This window comes from Flagellimonas algicida (genome assembly GCF_049629585.1).
Taxonomy (GTDB): domain Bacteria; phylum Bacteroidota; class Bacteroidia; order Flavobacteriales; family Flavobacteriaceae; genus Flagellimonas.
The window spans coordinates 161,191-177,878 of the sequence record NZ_JBMYIX010000001.1 but is presented as its reverse complement, the minus strand read 5'-3'; the positions used below and the strand labels follow the sequence as shown (position 1 = coordinate 177,878).

The window sequence follows — 16,688 nt, the reverse complement described above, 5'->3', positions numbered from 1 at the left end:
TCAAATGGTTTTTAGGTATGATTCTATGCCTTTAAGGGCCATCATGAATTCATCATGATGGAAGTTTTCCCCTTTACGAAGTTCCGCTTCATGTACAACGGCAAGTTGATGTGTGCCGTTAAGCCCAAGAACATTGATTTTGTGTTTGATTTTATGAACATCCAGAGAAGCTTCCTTAAAACATGATGCCTTAATATTACCTACATATTGATGAACTTCTCTAGGAAATTCTTCCTTCAATATACCAATAAATTTCTTACGAAAGATTTCATCATTGCCAGCCAGCTCATCCAAATACTTCAAGTTGGGTACCTCTTTCATTGTTTTGATTTTTTAAGGGTAAAGTGGAATGTGCTTCCCATTCCTTCCACACTTTCCACCCATATATTACCATTGTACTGCTCAATAATCTTCTTTACCAAGGCAAGGCCAATGCCTGTGGCCATGGCATCATTCTCCAGTTTATTGAACATTTCAAAAATGTCCGTTCGGTGTTTTGTTGGAATCCCCTTACCATTGTCCGCAACGGCAAAGTACCAGTAGTCTCCTTTATCGGTAAAGTCAATTCGAATGATCCCTTTTTTCCTCGCCTCTATGGCAGCAACCGCGTTGGTCATCAAATTCATGAAAAGCTGCTCAATTCTGTATTTGTCGTAGTACAGCTTTGGGAGGTCCTCAGGGATTTGAAATGCAATGTTATCGGGAACATAAATGGTCCTTTGAATATCATTTACCACTTCTCCCAAATCAAAAATCACCGAAGAGGCACTCTTGTTTTCCAGCGTTGCGTGTTTTAATATGCCCGAAATGAGTTTGTCCATCTTTTCCAAATTCTGAAGAGCCAACACAAGGTTTTGCTGGCTTTGCTTGGAAAGGGTTTCCTTTTCATCTTCACTGATCCAAGAAATCAGGGCACTAATATTTCTTATGGGGGACTTTAAGTCGTGGGATACCACATGGGCATAACTGTTCAACGACTCGTTCTGATTTTCAAGGCTTTTCAGCAATCTATCTTTTTCCATACCCATTTCGGTCACCTGTTGTGCCAGTTCACCGATATGCTTGGCCAATCTTTCGGCATCAAAGTCCTTGTCCGTTAAGTTGTTCGATTCTTCTCCTTCAAAGTTGGCCTGTAATGCGGTCAGGGCGTCTTCCAATGATTTTAGTACCTGTTGCTGCCTGAGGGTTTCCTTTTCCAGTTCGCGGTTGGCATCATAGAGTTCCTCGGAACTAATAGTAGTGGCCCGTTGGAGCATCTGTAACTTTTCATCATAATTCCCATACGACTTTCCAATGGCCTCAAAAAGTTCCTGCAAGGAGGTATCCCCGGATAAGGATTCCGGTAAAAATTTATTGAGTTGTCTTTTGAGGAGACTATGCATCATTCACTGAATAAGGTAAGTGTCATGGTTTGATTATGGAGTTTGCAGGAGCTTTGTCCTGCAAAAGGAGCCATTTCGCCATAGGAATAAAAGCCTGAGACCACCGCGGTATCCCCAATCACATGGACCACTTCCTCTATTTCTTCCTCGGTACGCTGATCCATCACCAATTTCCTTCCCACACAACTTATCAGTAATGCCAACTGGGTATCGGTATTTCTACCCTCTATGGCCAATTTTGCTGCTGATTTGGCGCCACTGGCAATATCATCCACGGTTGCCATCATCAACTGTACTTTGGAGCCTTCCGGTACATCACCAGCCAATATCATGGCATTCCTTTCCTCGTCAATGTTCAAAATGGTTCTAACAATGGCCTGTCCGTCATGGGTCCGCACACTTAAGGGATACAGTAGGGCGGACTTGGGCAGTTCGTCCGACTTATCCCCCAGATACCTTTTGTAGAGATCCAATGCCGGCTTTCCGTCCAACTCGAACAGCACATTTTTTTGTGATTTGGTAATCAGTCGCTCCGGTCCAAAAGGAATCCAACCCCCATAATTGGCACAGGTAACCTCCAAGGATTCCCCATAAAAGCCAATGGCGATCACTTCCCCTTCCTTTGGGGGTTCGTTGTAGGAGGACAGGGTAACTTCAAAACGGTCGTCATCCCCACAAAGCCCCCCGGAAAGTCCCGTGATACCACTTCCTCCTTCTTCCAAACCGGTTATAAGATCACTACCATTGACATTACTTCCTTCCGAAACCACAAAAATATGTTTTAACCCTTCGATTGGGAGCTCTTTGGAAAGGCTCTCACCCAAAGCAATAGCATTATTGTTGAATTCGGATACGTTTTTGTTTTTTATCAAAAAATGCCCTTTTTCAAATTCAATGGCCGTAAGTGTTACGGTTCCATCCAATACCCTATGTCCCATGATCTCCCCAGAGGTCGAACCAAAAACAATATGTCCGTCCGGGAATAAGTTCCTTATCTCATCAAACAGCTTTGTGTCCTCGAGCATAAACCTATTACCAAACACCAATACCAAAGGTTCTTTTAGGTCTTCCTTTTGGGAAGTGAAGACAAATTCAGCATCAACCGACTTTTTCGCTTGCAGTATCTTCATGATAATTGGTTTGTACGGTTTGTTTTTCTATGGTAAAGTAAAAATCGGTTCCCTTTCCTTCCTCACTCTCTATCCAAACATTGCCATTATAGCGATCAATGATCTTCTTGACAATGGATAGCCCAATTCCTGTTGATTTTTTGTCATTGCTGGCCGATTGGAAAATGTCAAAGATTTTCTCGTGATACTTTTTGGGAATCCCTACACCGTTATCCTTGATGCAAAATTCCCAATAGTCCATTCGATCATGGAACAAGACCTCCACAACTCCCTTTCTCTTTTCAATATGTACCGCTGCATTGGAGATGATATTCTGGAAGAGCTGGTGCATTTTGGTTCTATCCGCAATGATCTGTGGCAATCTTTTTGGTGACACTACTTTGACATGGTCGGGAATATAGATACTGTCCAAAACTTCCATAACCACCTCGTGTAGGTCTATTTTTGTATTGTTGAGTTCTGAAGTATTGGCTGTGGAATAAGCCAAAATTCCACTGATCAGGTTTTCCATGGATTCAATCTTATCTTGAATATGTCCCAAGTATTCCTTCCCTTGATCTCCCAAGGTATCGCCATAATCGTTGCTAAGCCAACTGGCCAAGGCCTCAATACTGCGCAATGGGGATTTTAAATCATGGGACACTACATAGGCATATTCCTTAAGACTTTGGTTGCTGGATTCTAATTTGGACAGCAATTTTTCCTTCTCGAGCTGTAACTTTTTGTGCTCGGTGATATCCAAATGGATGCCAATGGAACCAATATGTTCCTCTGTATCGTCAAACCTAGGGGCGGCACTGACCAACCAAAATCTAGGCTCCCCTTCTTTGCTCAAGACACATACCTCTGTTGATTCATGTCCCTTCTTTAATTCTTGCAAGCTTTTTTGGTCAATTACCGGTTCATTGTCCAGAGTCCTTAAATCCATGACACTTTTCCCCAGCAACTCGTTTTCACTGAACCCACTCATGGCACAAAAGCTTTGGTTTACCATTTGAATACGGTCATCGATGCCCACTTCAATGAGCCCAAGGTTCATATTGGCAATGATTCCACTGTATTTGTCTTTTTCTGCCTGAAGGTTCCTTTTAAATGTTCTTTTTAAGGTCACATCCCTGTAGGTCCATAAATGACCTTTGTAAACTCCTTCACTGACCACAGGTATATAATCACGTTCCAAAATTCTACCATCCACCATCTCGAGTTCATCGGCGAGTACGGTTTTCTTATTTTTCAGGACTTCGGCTATCCGCCCTACAAAGTGATCTGGGTTTTTAAAGTAACCTTTGGTCTGCTCCGCAGTATTGGCGCAATCCACTCCGATCATATCTTCGGGAGGAACTGGAATGCCAAACATCTCACAGAACTTTTTATTGGTGAGCGCTATGTTTCTATCCTCATCTTCCAATAAAACGGCCATCTCCAAATTTTTGATAAGGGTGGCCAGCCTATTTTCTGACTCTTTTAACTGGAGTTTGGCTTGGAGCTCTTTAGTGATATCCTCAACGATGGCCACTTGGTATGATATCTCACCTTCTGGTGTCCTTACGGCATTCACCGTGGTCTTTGCCATTAATTTGGTGCCATCTTTTCTCACATAACTTTTGTTCAGTGCATAATGATCCAGCTCCCCGGCATCCATTGCCTGCATCAACGATTTTGATTTTTCCACATCTTGCCAAAGCGATAAATCCTCCATCTTGAGATTTTTCAACTCTTCCAGATCGTACCCCAACATTTCCTGTATGGCCTTGTTGCACTTGACCACCTTTTCCTGCTCCAGAAGCACAATGCCCAAAGGAGAGTTCTCCACGATGATATCCAGTTGTTTTCGCTGTTTACCCAGCAGACTTTCTATTTCTTTTTCTTGCGTGATATCCCTAATGATTCCTTGGGCAGCTATGGGAGCACCTTTTCTATCATGGATAAGACTGGCATTGATCTGAACATACTTTTGGGTTCCATTGGGCAAAATTATTTTGGCCCTATAGTTTTTAAGCATCCCCGTTTCCAAAAGAGATTGTATAGACTCGGAGGTATATTGAAGAAAATCAGAATGCACAAAATTGGATAGGTTCACGTTTTCTTTAGTGTAATCGAAACCTAGAAAGTCCTTGGCGGATTCGTTGGTTCGGATAACGTTAAACTCCAAATCCATGACCACATAGGGATCAATGATGTTGAGAAAAGCAGTGTCAACATCGTCTACCTTTTCATCCAATAAATTTTCCAGTCTAGCATTGGCTCGTTTTAAATGCTCTGCGGTATCATACAGTTCCTTGGATTTTTCCTCCAGTATTTTTTCTGCCTGAACCCTTGCTTTTTTTTGACGCTCCAGTGCCCTTTTTAAAACTTCAATCTCATTATTCTCCATTTTGCACCACATCAAATTTGACTTCAGTTCCATCTTCTTTCAACAATTCAAACGCAACCGTTGAAGAAGCGTTGAAATGCTCGAAACACTTTTCAATAAGACCATGCGCCAATCGATAAAGCCCACGGGAAGAAACATAGACCATAGAGATAGAGGTATCTGTTTTGTCCAAAATCTTGAAAGTGGGCAATTCAGCATCTGGATAGAGTTTTTGCACATGCACATGGATATGATCCTCAATGGAGTACAATAAACCAATTGGGGAGGTATAACTTTTAATGACCTCAGGGTGTGCTTTTCCCAAACTATTGAACAGATAATGCCCAAAGGCATACAGAAGATCATCTATGGGTACATTGACTCTCCTGTTCAAGCTTTGTAACAACAAAACCATTTCATTGAATTCGTACGTCCCCACGGAGGTATAAATACCCTCAGAAGGCAAATCTGATGCTTCGATGATTGCATCAACCGTCTCGAGACCATATTGATCCTCGACCATTTCCAAAAACTCGGCAAAAACTATTCCCTTCATAATCTGGCTAATATGATTTAAAAGTAGGAAAATGTCTACCTAACTGGTAAGTTTTGTTGTGAAATACGGATTTTGGTTAGGCTTTCACCAATTCATTGATGTTCCAATACTCAAGAACTGTCTTGAGTTTTTCCTCATAATCTTCGTATTTCAAAGGCTTTATGATATAACCTGCTATCCCAATTTTGTAACATTCCAGCAAGTCGTCCCTATTTTCTGATGTGGTCAACACGATAGTGGGCAAATACTTTATCTTGTCGTGCTGTTTTAGGATTTCCAGAAACTCGATCCCATTCATTCTGGGCATATTCAAATCAAGTAATATGATATCGGGCAAAGATCTTCCGGATTGCAGAATTTCCAGGGCTTCTTCCCCATTTTTAGCTTCGATTAGGGTATGCTTGGATTCCAATTTAGCCAATGTTCGTTGAAACTTCATGGTCTCAATGGCATCATCCTCTATAAATAAAATGTACATTTCTATTCAATTTAGCAGTATACAAAAAAATGTATTTCAGCTTTGGAAAGATACAATCCATGGTCGAAATAAGGTTTAGTATAGACGAATGGAAAAAATGTGTCGGTGAGTATCCAAAAAAGGAGTCCGATTGATAGGGCAATAGAAAGTCTAAGGTCCATATGATCGTAAGGCCATCAATCTTAAAATGTCAACGTCGGAGTTCCAGAATCCACGAATCACCTCTAGCCAATTATAAATCAGACAGATAGTGCCATTTTTTTTAAATTGGGGCCTTGGAGGTCTCTTCGTATCATTCTTCGACCTTCATCTATTTGAAATCAATAAATTATATGATTTCTTGTAACAAAGTCAATCTTGGCCAGTAATCTTTACTTTAACCTTAAATGTGGACGCTGGTAGTTTTTCAGAATTGATAAGATTGGCTTCCGTCCACGGTTGCCAGCCATAGTACAAAAAATCCGGTCTTTCGGAAACTGGAACCACAATCTTATCATCCACAATAAAAGCTTCTATCGGGCTTTTTCCATCTACTGAAAAACCTTTAATGGTTTCACTGCCGCTTACAGAAAGTCCATGGCCATATTTGAACGACACGATAACCTGGCCATTTTTATAAATGGCTTTTTTGGGAAGCGGTCCCGAAGGTATTACATCATGGCCATACACATCTTTTAAGGCCCATCTGGCCAAACGCTCCCCCACATCTTTCTTATTGGTGGGATGAACATCGTTCCTCGCCCCAATGTCACTGGACACAGCCATTCCACCATGTTTAATTCGGACCAATAGGTTACGTTGCGCATCACGAAAATGGGGCCAGTATTGTGATCTGTACTGTATTGAATCTATGGAAGATAATTGAACCCAATAGAAGGGCAAATCGGGTATTCTCCATTTTTCCCGATAATCCAAAATCATTAGTTCTTGCAAATCGGCATATTCCTGAACCCGCTCAATTTCTTGGGCATTACTTTCTCCTTGATACCAAATTATGCCCTTTATGGGCATGCGCAACATGGGTTCTATTCCTGCGGAATACGCAAACCCTGGTTTGAAGGCATGGTTAGGCCCCAAACTATCGGAAGGTATATTTGCTGCGGTCTTGGTATTTTGAGTTGCCCTTTCCCGCACCCAAATAGGTAGGTTGTTGTTGTGTATCCAATCTTTTCTGGCCTTCCCGGAAAAGCGAACATCATTTTTTAAGGTCGTTAGGCTGATGAAGGTTTCCAAAGGGGCTCCCCCAATGGCCAAATTGATCAACCCAATGGGTATTTTTTCTTCTTTACCTATCTTTTTTCCAAAATAATAGCCTACCGCACTCATTGTTTTTACAGTGCTGCTGTTGCTCAATTGCCAGTTGCCCTCAAAAAACCTATCAATCTGTAACCTTTTTCCAATGGAATCGCTAAAAACCCTACCATAAACATTCTTCCCCGCATACGTAGGATTGTAGAACCGTAACGAAGTTTGGCCAATATTTTTGAGTTCTTCCTCAAAGTGCATCTCCTTTTCCATGGGCCATTCCATATTGGATTGTCCTATGCAAAGCCACACATCGCCAATCAACATATTGGATAGAACAATTTTCTCCTGTCCTTGGTAAAAATGAACGGTACCAGGTATACTGATTGCATCCCTTGCCTCAAAATGGACACTCCATGTTGAGTCCTTGGCCACTCGTACTTGTTTCACTTCACCGAAGAACTTTACACTCACCAACCTATCGGGTTTACCCTTGCCCCAAAAATGAATGGGTTTATCCCTTTGAAGGACCATATGGTCACTAAAGAAATGTGGTAAACTCAATTGGGCAACAATCAGGTTGATTCCAAAAAGACAATACACAAATGCCAACAAAAACTTCATCCTTCAATTCTCTTCTTTGAACACCAAACTAAAAATGTAGCCCAAAACGAAACAGGACACCATACCAAAAAAAGCATACATTAAGAAGCTGATTTCGGTATATGCGCTTATGTACCATATCAATACGGCGCTGGATACCAATCCAAGGAGGGTGCCAACACCATTGGCCCTTTTGGTAAGAATCCCCAAGAGAAACATCCCCCCTAAACCTCCAGTAAACAACCCTAGATAGCGATAGAATTCATCCCAAAGGGATTTGATATTGGAATTGGCCATCCAAAGGGCCAATACCATGCCCACAAGACCGGTGAGCACGGTTGCAATACGTGCAATCTTCAGTAGTTTTCTGTCAGGAACGTCATTGTTGAAACGTTTATAGAAATCATTACAAAAAGCAGTGGATACTGAATTAAGACTACTGCTTATGCTGCTCATTGCTGCAGAAAAAATACCTGCCACCAACAGCCCTGATACCCCAACGGGAAGTTCCCTGACAATATACCATGGAAAAATGGAGTCATTGTTTGAAATGCTAGGGGACAATCGTTCCGGGGCTTCCGAGTAAAAAATGAAGAGTAAGGTTCCCAATCCAAAGAAAATAATGGTTGCCGGAAGGGTCAATACCGCATTGGTATACAGGGTTTTCTTGGAATTTTTTACATCGCTACTGGTCAAATAGCGCTGTACTATGGTCTGATCGGTTCCTTGGGTGACCAAAGCCGACGCCAATCCACCAATGGTAACGACCCAAAAGGTAGCGGTCGTAAAATCAAAATCCATATTGGCTATATTGAACTTGTTCCTTTCCGAAGCATAGGAAACCATCTCCCCAAAAGAAGCCTCGGTATTCAGCAGTATCCAGACCACAGCCAAAATACTTCCCCCCAAAAGAACAATGACCTGCATCACATCCGTCCAAATCACAGCTTCGATACCTCCAAAAGCCGTATACACGATACAAAGCAAACTCATGATGAGAATACAGGTTTCCACAGGGATTCCCGTTACAATGGTTATCGCCAACGAAGGCAATAAAAGTACAATCCCTATTCTCCCAAACTGGAATAGAATGAACGATAGACTACCAAAGGCCCTTGCCAAGTAGTTAAAACGCTCTTCCAGAAATTCATAGGCCGTGGTAATCTTAAGTCGATTGAAAAAAGGAATGAACACCATTGCTATTACCGGTGTGATGATGATTGCTGTCATATTCAGCATAAAAAATGACCAATCCGTGACAAATGCTTTTGCCGGTATGGCCATAAACGTAATGGCGCTCAACAGCGTTCCAAAAACACTGAGTCCACTGGCCCACCAAGGAATACGTCCTCCACCAATAAAATAGTCGTTGGTCGACTTTTGTTTATAGGAAAAATACACCCCTATCAATAAGGATAACATTAAATAGGCTATCAGTACTATATAATTTGTGGTCCCAAATGGATTGGCAGCTTCGCCCAATCTCAGGGTTTGCACCTTTGGTGTCCTGATGCCCGGGGAAACTTCGCCCGAAACAATTCTAAGCCCCTGATTTTCGGTCATTGGGAAAGAAAGGGCCGTTACAGGAAGGGGTCGGGGCAACGTATCGTACACAAACCACGTTTGGGTTATGGTGTTATAGGCCAATATCTCTTTTGAAAATCCAGGGTGGTTGTTCAAAATGGAGTCTCTTTTTCGAATCATTCCTCTAGCAATGGAATCGTTTTGTTCCGAAGGAACCTGCAAGGCAATCTCTTCCAACTTGTTGAATAGGAGTTCATCCGACCCCCCATAGATCAAAAGATGCATGGAACCTATTGCTTGCCCTGATGCGCCCATGACAACCCTTGGCTTTCCATCAATGGCAATATTGCCTTCTTCCTGCCATGTACCACTACCAAGGTCATAAGAGACAAAAGAGGTCAATGGCGTTGATTTTTGACCTGAAATTTGGTTTCGGCCTCCAATGAGAAAGAGTTTTCGGGAGTGCTGGGTTTCTTGAACCAATGCCACATGCAGTGCACGTGGTTCCCCCGGAAAGTCAGGCAGCTTTTCCCACTTTTCTGATTCCAATGACATACGGTAAAAAGCATTGGTACTTCTGTCATCGTTTTTCCCTCCAGCTACATACACATATCCTCCTTCAAAGACTGCTGCGGTATAGGACAGGGGTTCAGGAAGAGGTGGATAATCCGCAAAAGTGATTTTTCTGCTATCTGGGTCATATCCCATCAGAAAAACCAAATTACTGGTATTACTTGCATTTTCGCCGCCAATGCATAAGATACCACTGGGCAATTGTACCGATGCCCCATATGCCAATGGTTTTGGCAATTTCTCTTCAGCAATATGCCAAACTCCGTTTTCAAAAAGGTAGATGTCATCGCTCCATACTTTCTCACCTCCCTCCCACGGTCGTCCATTGGGAAAATTGGCCCCACCAGCGGCCAAAATCACATCATCCAGTTGGCCTCCCAACATTCCAGCGTATCCCAAAGCGGTTTCACCTTGCAATGTTGAGGGCAATGCAACTCCTTCTTCAATTTTGACCTTATCCGCTAACTGCTGTGCCCTGACATTACTTCCAAACAATAAAACGGTTGCAATCAATACATGGACGACTATTCTTTTCATTCGGTAACCGGTTTAGTGGAAAATTTTATTCCTTGTTCCAATATGGCAAAAGTGAACATCCAGTTTTGATATGAATTGGTCCCAGGCACTTTTATCTTCACTTCGTTCCATCCTTTTTTTAAATGCACTTTGGTGGGCTCCCTAGTCCAATACAGTTCTTCTTTTTCCCATGGTGTTTCCTGATCTTGGGATGTGCCCCAACCTTCCGTCTTGGATGGTTTCCATCCGGGATTCTTCCATTCTGGTGATGGCAGAGGCTGTCCATTCAACAAAACTGTACCCCCATTCGCATCCCATTTTCCCCTTTGGGGAATACCCGAATATACCCTATTGGCCCTATATGGAGTTTCAAAACTTATCCAGGCATCTACTTCCTGTTCTTTACTGGAGTGAACATATGTTTTTGCAACATAGGTTTCCCCGGGTTGGGCCTCTGGAAACTGGCCTCCCTGTTTAAAACGATCGCGGATATAGACCGTATTTCCGGATGCCAGCTTCTTGACCTTACTTTTTTGGGCAGTCTCCATGGGTCCCGATAGTTCCCAAACCGTATTGGCCTGTGACACATAGGGAAAGGGCTTATCCTTAAAATAAGCTTCCTTGTGGTGCATCAAGAATTTCTCGAACGCATCAAAATACTCATTTTCAACCGTTCCTTTTGTAGGTACCATGGTCAAATACTCCTTTGAGGCTTTCTGTACATCGGAGGTCCAAGTGGTCCATGCGTAGGTGAGCAGGGAAGGATACAATGGATTGGTAGTGATGGCCTCTTGCTCTTCATTGAGATTGACATCGGGCCATAAGCAAATGATTCCTCCCAATATTTTATTTTTTGAACCATTTCCGATGGGCTTAAAGAAAAGTTTTGGGATATGGATGAACGGATCGCCATTATTGATGTAATTGTTCCAAGAATCTACTTCCCTGTATCCCTTTTCATCTACAAAATCAGGTTTCCAAGTTTGACGGATAACATCATTATCGGCTTCCAGTCCCGGGTTCCAAACCATGACCTCCCTGTCATGGTTCCGAACAAAGTTCACCATGTGGTCCATAAATCCTTTGGGGTCCTCTATCTCAACTTCATCAGAACCAATGTGTAGGATTGGACAGTAGCTTTTGGGAACCTCATTAAAGAATTCCTCCAAAATCCTTTCAAGAATTTTAATCCCTTCCCTTGACTCCATTTTATGTCCGGTAGCCGTTGTGAAGGCATCACTATGCCCAGGCATATCTATTTCCGGTATAACCTGTATCTGTCGTTCAGCGGCATATTCAATAAGATCTCGTATTTCAGCATAGGTATAGAACATGCCGGGGTCTCGCGAAGGTCTATGGTTTTTGGGGTCATTGAGTTCTGGATGGACCTTACTTTCAACGCGCCATGCCGGTCTATCGGTCAAATGCCATTGGAAGGTATTCAATTTGTACCTCGCCATCACATCCAATTGTTCCTTGAGCGATTGGATACTTTGAAAATTTCTACCCACATCCAACATATAGCCCCTTATGGAAAAGGCAGGCCAATCTGAGATAGCACATTGCTTGAGCAAAATGTCGCCATCGACATGGGAAATTAATTGTCTTAGGGTCTGTAGGGCATAAAACTGGCCTTTTTCTGTAGCAGCGGTAATATGAATTGCCTTTTCCGTAACAGTGAGATCATATCCTTCATCTGGAAGGGAAGGGTCTTTATGGAAATGTATTACGTTCTTGGCCTTGCTATCCCTCAGGATTCCCGTGTCATTACAAATAGATTCCAACTCTGACTGAATGGATTTAGGCAAAATCGAATCGGCCTCCACTCGAAAAGATGAAATCGTTCGTACTGCTTTACCCCATTCGACCTTCTGCGGAAAGGGAATCAATTTTACAGGAGCATTATTCAGTGTTTCAACGGTGAACTTAGACTGAAAACTCTGTGAACATACTACGTTGGTAGTCAATAAGGAAGTTAATATCCAACACAGGGTATAACCTTTTTTCAATCGCTCCATGGTTTATTGTATCAAATCCGAAATCGGAATCTTTTGGAAATACAGCTCCTTGACTCCTTCATAAAGAATTCCGATATGGTCTTCATCAACCATGGTAAGACAAGAATAACCATATGTTCCCTCTTCATAAAGCTCTAGTTGGTTCTTCTCGGGCCAGCTCATTCCTCCATCGAAACTGGTCTTTATGGTGATATGGTTCCGTTTGGTCTTTGAATTGGGGTTTGAAAAGAATAGGATTTTTCCCCGTTCAGGGTGTTCGTATGCCAAGATACTTGCCATACAATTGGGTTCAATCAATGCTTCTCGGGAAGTGGGGTGTTCTTCCCATGTTTTACCCATGTCAGTACTTATGGCCACGGAACGACCATTGATGGAATCGTTTCGATTGGCCCGATTTCTATCGTCCCTCATGTTCAGCATAAGAACCCCATTGGAGATTTCCACCACTTGCGCTTCGGTAGTTTCTGATTTTGCCCCTGTTCCAACAATCCAAGATTGACCACCATCTTCACTGTAGATGATAGTGGAATGCGGTATCCTATCCTTGTCCTTGTACTGTGCGGCAAAGACCAACGTCCCGTTCTCCATCGTTATACCAGAGCCCGGCCCATTGAAAAACAATTGCCATTCTGGTTTCTTGGTCATGGATGTGATATTGATGGGCTTGGACCAAGTAACCCCATCATCTTCACTTTTTACCAAAATCAATTGGCCTGTCTCCTTTGGTGACATTCCAGGCTGGGAAGCATTCCACGCACGCTCTCCCGGATGACCATGGAGCCAAAGGGCCGCCACCCAAATGGTATTTGTGTTTTTGTCTACAAGCACTGCGGGATCTCCAATACCGTTCTGATCTTCGGATAGACCTCCGTACTCTCCCATATCCATGATAACTTTCATAGGTTCCCACGTTTGCCCTCCATCCGTGCTTCGGCTCATACCAACATCAATATCTTCCTGAAGATCCACTGGGTCATTATACCTATTATCGTACACCGCAATCAAGGTTCCCTTATTCGTGGTGGCCAGACCGGGAATGCGGTAAGTGTCAATATTGTCCTCACCTGCTTGCTTAAGGGCAATTCCTATACGCTGGGGGCCCATCCCAGAAGTAATTTTAGGGCTTACCTCTGTTCCGTCGGCAAGCTTAATAGATACAAGCCCAGCATTTATTTTATGGGTCAATTCCGGGGTGTCCTTCAATTCAACAGATAACCAAAAATTATGTTCACCGGACCGTATGGGACTACTCCCGGTGATGGTAAATGTTGCTTTTGGTTTTGCGATCGTACCAAAAACAGTTTCCTCTTCCTTGTTACCGGTTTCACTGTATAAAACTCTTGCCTCGGCAATATCATTGATATCCGTGATACCTTCCAATGAAAATGTAAAGGCTTCCAGCTGCCTACTTTCCAAAGTATCGGTCAAGCTTATGCCCATACGTAAAATCGCATTCCGTTCCTTCTTGGCCAAGACAGGCATAGTTGGCTGCAGTGTTTCTATTTGGATTCCGGCATCCTTTTTTTGTCCACATGATATAATACCTGCCAATGCAAGGGCCGTAACTGTCATCCCGAGTTTATTCTTCACCAATCCCATTGATTATTTATTTTCTTTGTTTTCTATTCTTTCAAATGTTTTCCAGCATTGATACAGGGCCCTCGGTACATGAAAACAACCTTTCCACTTTCCTCCCTTGGGCATTATATGAGGTTTTCCCTGCCGGTTTAAATATCCGAACTACTCTCCAAAAAGTGCATTTTTATAAGTCTCTGAATATTTCATAATATGTATGACATAATACAAATATACAATATATTTTAAATATCTTTGCCACTATAGCGGGAAAAGATGTTATGTTTATATCGTGGCGAGTTATGGAAATTCGCCAATTGTTTGAATTCCCGTTACCGTTAACCAAAAGCTTTATGGAGCGATTAAAGAAGTTAAAGCCAGTAGACACCCTTTCATTAGTTGATAAGGTAGAACTAAGGCTTTTGGAATTTTTCAAAGAAAATAATCTTGGCCCTGGCGATCCCATTCCCAAGGAATTGGATTTTGCCACCAACCTTGGGGTCAGCAGAACCGTTGTTCGGGAAGCTCTGTTGCGATTACGAACCTTGGGATTGATCGAATCCAAAAAGCATCGGGGAATGATTTTAAAGCAACCCGATATCATCAACAATTTTGAGCGGATCATGGACCCTACCCTATTGGGCACGAAGACCTTAAAAAATCTGTTTGAGCTTCGGATGATCCTTGAAATGGGTATGGCCGACTTTCTTTTTGAGCACAAGACCCAGAAAGAACTTGATGAACTGGAGGAAATAGTGGAAGCGGAAGAAGCCACCAGTACAGGGAAGGCCAGATTTTCTTTGGACAAGGAAGTTGCCTTTCATGGGAAACTTTATCAGATTTCCAAAAATGATACGCTGCAAAGGTTCCAAGGTCTACTGTTACCTGTTTTTGAATATGTTTATTTGAAAGAGACCAAGGATCGCGATTTGGACGAGTATCACTACACAAAGGGTACATTCGTGACCCATAGAATGCTTTTGGACAATCTGAAAGTGGGTACTCCCGAAACGTTTAGAAATGCCATGCGAAGACATTTAGAGCCCCATTTTGACCATATTTTCAAAAACGGAAAAAAGTAACACCTCTTCTAAAAAACAGAGGGCCAAGAAAACTGGAGACCATTGATATCCCGTTGGGATTTAAATCATAAAACACAAAAAGGCCCGACTACTATCGGGCCTTTTCTCTTGAACTAAACTAACTAACTCAAAACAATCAATTAGATTTTACTGCCATCCAGGTGTTTGATCCAACAATGGATTCCTACCTATCATATCTTCAGAAATGGGCAATATTAATTTATACTCATCGCCAGAGTTAAGAAAACTTACATTGTCTATCACGAAGCTGTCTCCTGCTCGCCTTAGATCCCACCAACGTTTTCCCTCACCTATAAACTCCTTATAACGCTCGTTCAAAATAGCATTGGCATTATCGGTTTGGGAGCCATTCACATAGGCATGGGTACCAGGTTCATAATTTTCGCCATAAGCTCTTTGACGTATTTGGTTGATTTCCCCAGAGGGGTCTTCCCCAAGGAGGTTCTTGGCTTCGGCCAATAATAAGAGTACATCGGCATATCTGTACAATGGCACATCATTTTCAAAAATTCGTTCAGAGCCATCTACTTGGCCCAAAAACTTTTTAAATATGGACCCAAAATATGTTGGTTCGCTATAGGTGGGATAACCGGCTCCGCCATTGTCATCTGTATACAATCTAATGAACGTTGCATCCTTTCGGGCATCATCATTGTCATCCAACAACAAAATGGTTTTCTCGGATTGTCCATATCTATTGGCCCCAGCAATAATAAAATCGGCCATGGATTCTCCCGCAGCGTTGAACTGGGGGTTGATTTCCGTACTTCTCCCTGTAAAACTGTTATAAATGTTGGAGGCTTCATCGCGTTGGTACTGAACAGCAAAAATAAACTCACTGTTTCCTTCGTTTGGCACCCCCCACAGATTATCAATGCTGGGTTCCAGACTTATTCCAAAAGAGGCGATTTGCTGTAAAGCCGTTTTGGCCTCGGTAAGGTCGGCATTTCCACCTCCCATTAAATTCCCGGACCATATATACACATCGCCTTTGAGCGCCAAGGTGGCCGCCTTGCTCCAAAAATTCTTGTTGCCCGCCCAAAAACTATTGTCCGAACCAAAAGCGTTCAACGAAGCTTCAATATCGGATTTTATTTGGGCCATAACATCACTTTGAGACGACCTTTCCCTACTTAATCCGGCTGGATCAACGGTTGCCAAAGGTTCCAAAATGATAGGTACATCACCCCAGGCTTTCAATAAAGCATAGTAATACAATGCCCTTAATCCATAGGCTTGACCAATTAGATGATCTTTATCGGATTCATTGACAAAATCTATTCCCGGCACATTGATCAAAAAGTCATTGATCCGATGAATCTGGGTGTATAGCCCCGCCCAACCTCCAAAAGGAGCGGTTGAGACCGTAAAGCTCGATTCTATCAATGACACGTTTGCCGGTGACTCATAGGTCCTACCGCCCCAGACATCGCTTCGTATTTCTCCAAGCAACCATAGCGTTCCGGTCGCATCCCTTAAATCTGCAAACATTCCCGTATGGGCCGTTCTAGCACCTTCTTCGGTATCCCAAAATCCAGCCACTGTCAGTTCACTTGGTGCTACCAGTTCCAATTCGCTTTCACAAGCAAAGAGGCCCAACACCACTGTTAATATTATGATATACTTTTTCAT

At 42.6% G+C, this 16,688-nt stretch carries 12 protein-coding genes and 1 pseudogene; 1 reads left to right on the top strand and 12 read right to left on the bottom strand.

Translation table 11 applies throughout. From position 1 onward, the window contains the following. The 11 genes and pseudogenes from ACPD8L_RS00760 to ACPD8L_RS00710 form a co-directional block, all read right to left on the bottom strand. Positions 1-321: an Hpt domain-containing protein gene (locus tag ACPD8L_RS00760; protein ID WP_116219184.1), complete on the bottom strand. Its 321-nt coding sequence runs from the start codon at positions 319-321 to the stop codon at positions 1-3. Beyond that, the gene (locus ACPD8L_RS00755) at positions 318-1,385 is read right to left on the bottom strand and encodes a sensor histidine kinase (RefSeq protein WP_423941214.1); all 1,068 of its coding nucleotides are present in this window, start codon (positions 1,383-1,385) and stop codon (positions 318-320) included. Before ACPD8L_RS00755 ends, ACPD8L_RS00760 begins: the two co-directional genes overlap by 4 nt. Then, on the bottom strand, positions 1,382-2,512 hold the full coding sequence (locus ACPD8L_RS00750; protein WP_116219185.1) for an FIST signal transduction protein: 1,131 nt from the start codon (positions 2,510-2,512) through the stop codon (positions 1,382-1,384). The genes ACPD8L_RS00755 and ACPD8L_RS00750 overlap by 4 nt, the downstream gene beginning before the upstream one ends. Further along, a complete protein-coding gene (locus tag ACPD8L_RS00745; RefSeq protein WP_116219186.1) occupies positions 2,481-4,886 on the bottom strand; it encodes a PAS domain S-box protein in 2,406 nt (801 codons plus the stop codon). Before ACPD8L_RS00745 ends, ACPD8L_RS00750 begins: the two co-directional genes overlap by 32 nt. Continuing rightward, positions 4,876-5,421 (bottom strand): heme NO-binding domain-containing protein, encoded by a 546-nt coding sequence (locus ACPD8L_RS00740; RefSeq protein WP_423941210.1) that lies wholly within the window; start codon positions 5,419-5,421, stop codon positions 4,876-4,878. The genes ACPD8L_RS00745 and ACPD8L_RS00740 overlap by 11 nt, the downstream gene beginning before the upstream one ends. 76 nt (positions 5,422-5,497) lie before the next feature. After that, the gene (locus tag ACPD8L_RS00735) at positions 5,498-5,899 is read right to left on the bottom strand and encodes a response regulator (protein ID WP_116219188.1); all 402 of its coding nucleotides are present in this window, start codon (positions 5,897-5,899) and stop codon (positions 5,498-5,500) included. A gap of 351 nt (positions 5,900-6,250) precedes the next feature. Continuing rightward, entirely contained in the window at positions 6,251-7,768 is a 1,518-nt protein-coding gene (locus ACPD8L_RS00730; RefSeq protein WP_423941207.1) for a sialate O-acetylesterase, read from the bottom strand. Positions 7,769-7,771: 3 nt separating this feature from the next. Beyond that, positions 7,772-10,381 (bottom strand): sodium:solute symporter family protein, encoded by a 2,610-nt coding sequence (locus ACPD8L_RS00725; RefSeq protein ID WP_423941204.1) that lies wholly within the window; start codon positions 10,379-10,381, stop codon positions 7,772-7,774. Beyond that, on the bottom strand, positions 10,378-12,378 hold the full coding sequence (locus tag ACPD8L_RS00720) for a family 20 glycosylhydrolase (RefSeq protein ID WP_423941202.1): 2,001 nt from the start codon (positions 12,376-12,378) through the stop codon (positions 10,378-10,380). Before ACPD8L_RS00720 ends, ACPD8L_RS00725 begins: the two co-directional genes overlap by 4 nt. 3 nt (positions 12,379-12,381) lie before the next feature. Beyond that, entirely contained in the window at positions 12,382-13,950 is a 1,569-nt protein-coding gene (locus ACPD8L_RS00715; protein ID WP_423942957.1) for an exo-alpha-sialidase, read from the bottom strand. 30 nt (positions 13,951-13,980) lie between these two features. Continuing rightward, positions 13,981-14,118: pseudogene (locus ACPD8L_RS00710) on the bottom strand (n-acyl-d-glucosamine 2-epimerase); the annotation flags it as partial. A 188-nt stretch (positions 14,119-14,306) separates the two neighbouring features. On the opposite strand from ACPD8L_RS00710, the gene ACPD8L_RS00705 reads away from it, so the two are divergent. After that, complete coding sequence (locus ACPD8L_RS00705; protein ID WP_116219192.1) at positions 14,307-15,035, top strand: FadR/GntR family transcriptional regulator; 729 nt, start codon at positions 14,307-14,309, stop codon at positions 15,033-15,035. A gap of 147 nt (positions 15,036-15,182) precedes the next feature. Here the strand turns inward: ACPD8L_RS00705 and ACPD8L_RS00700 are convergent, their stop codons facing one another. Next, positions 15,183-16,688, bottom strand: a complete 1,506-nt coding sequence (locus tag ACPD8L_RS00700) for a RagB/SusD family nutrient uptake outer membrane protein (RefSeq protein WP_423941199.1) — start codon at positions 16,686-16,688, stop codon at positions 15,183-15,185.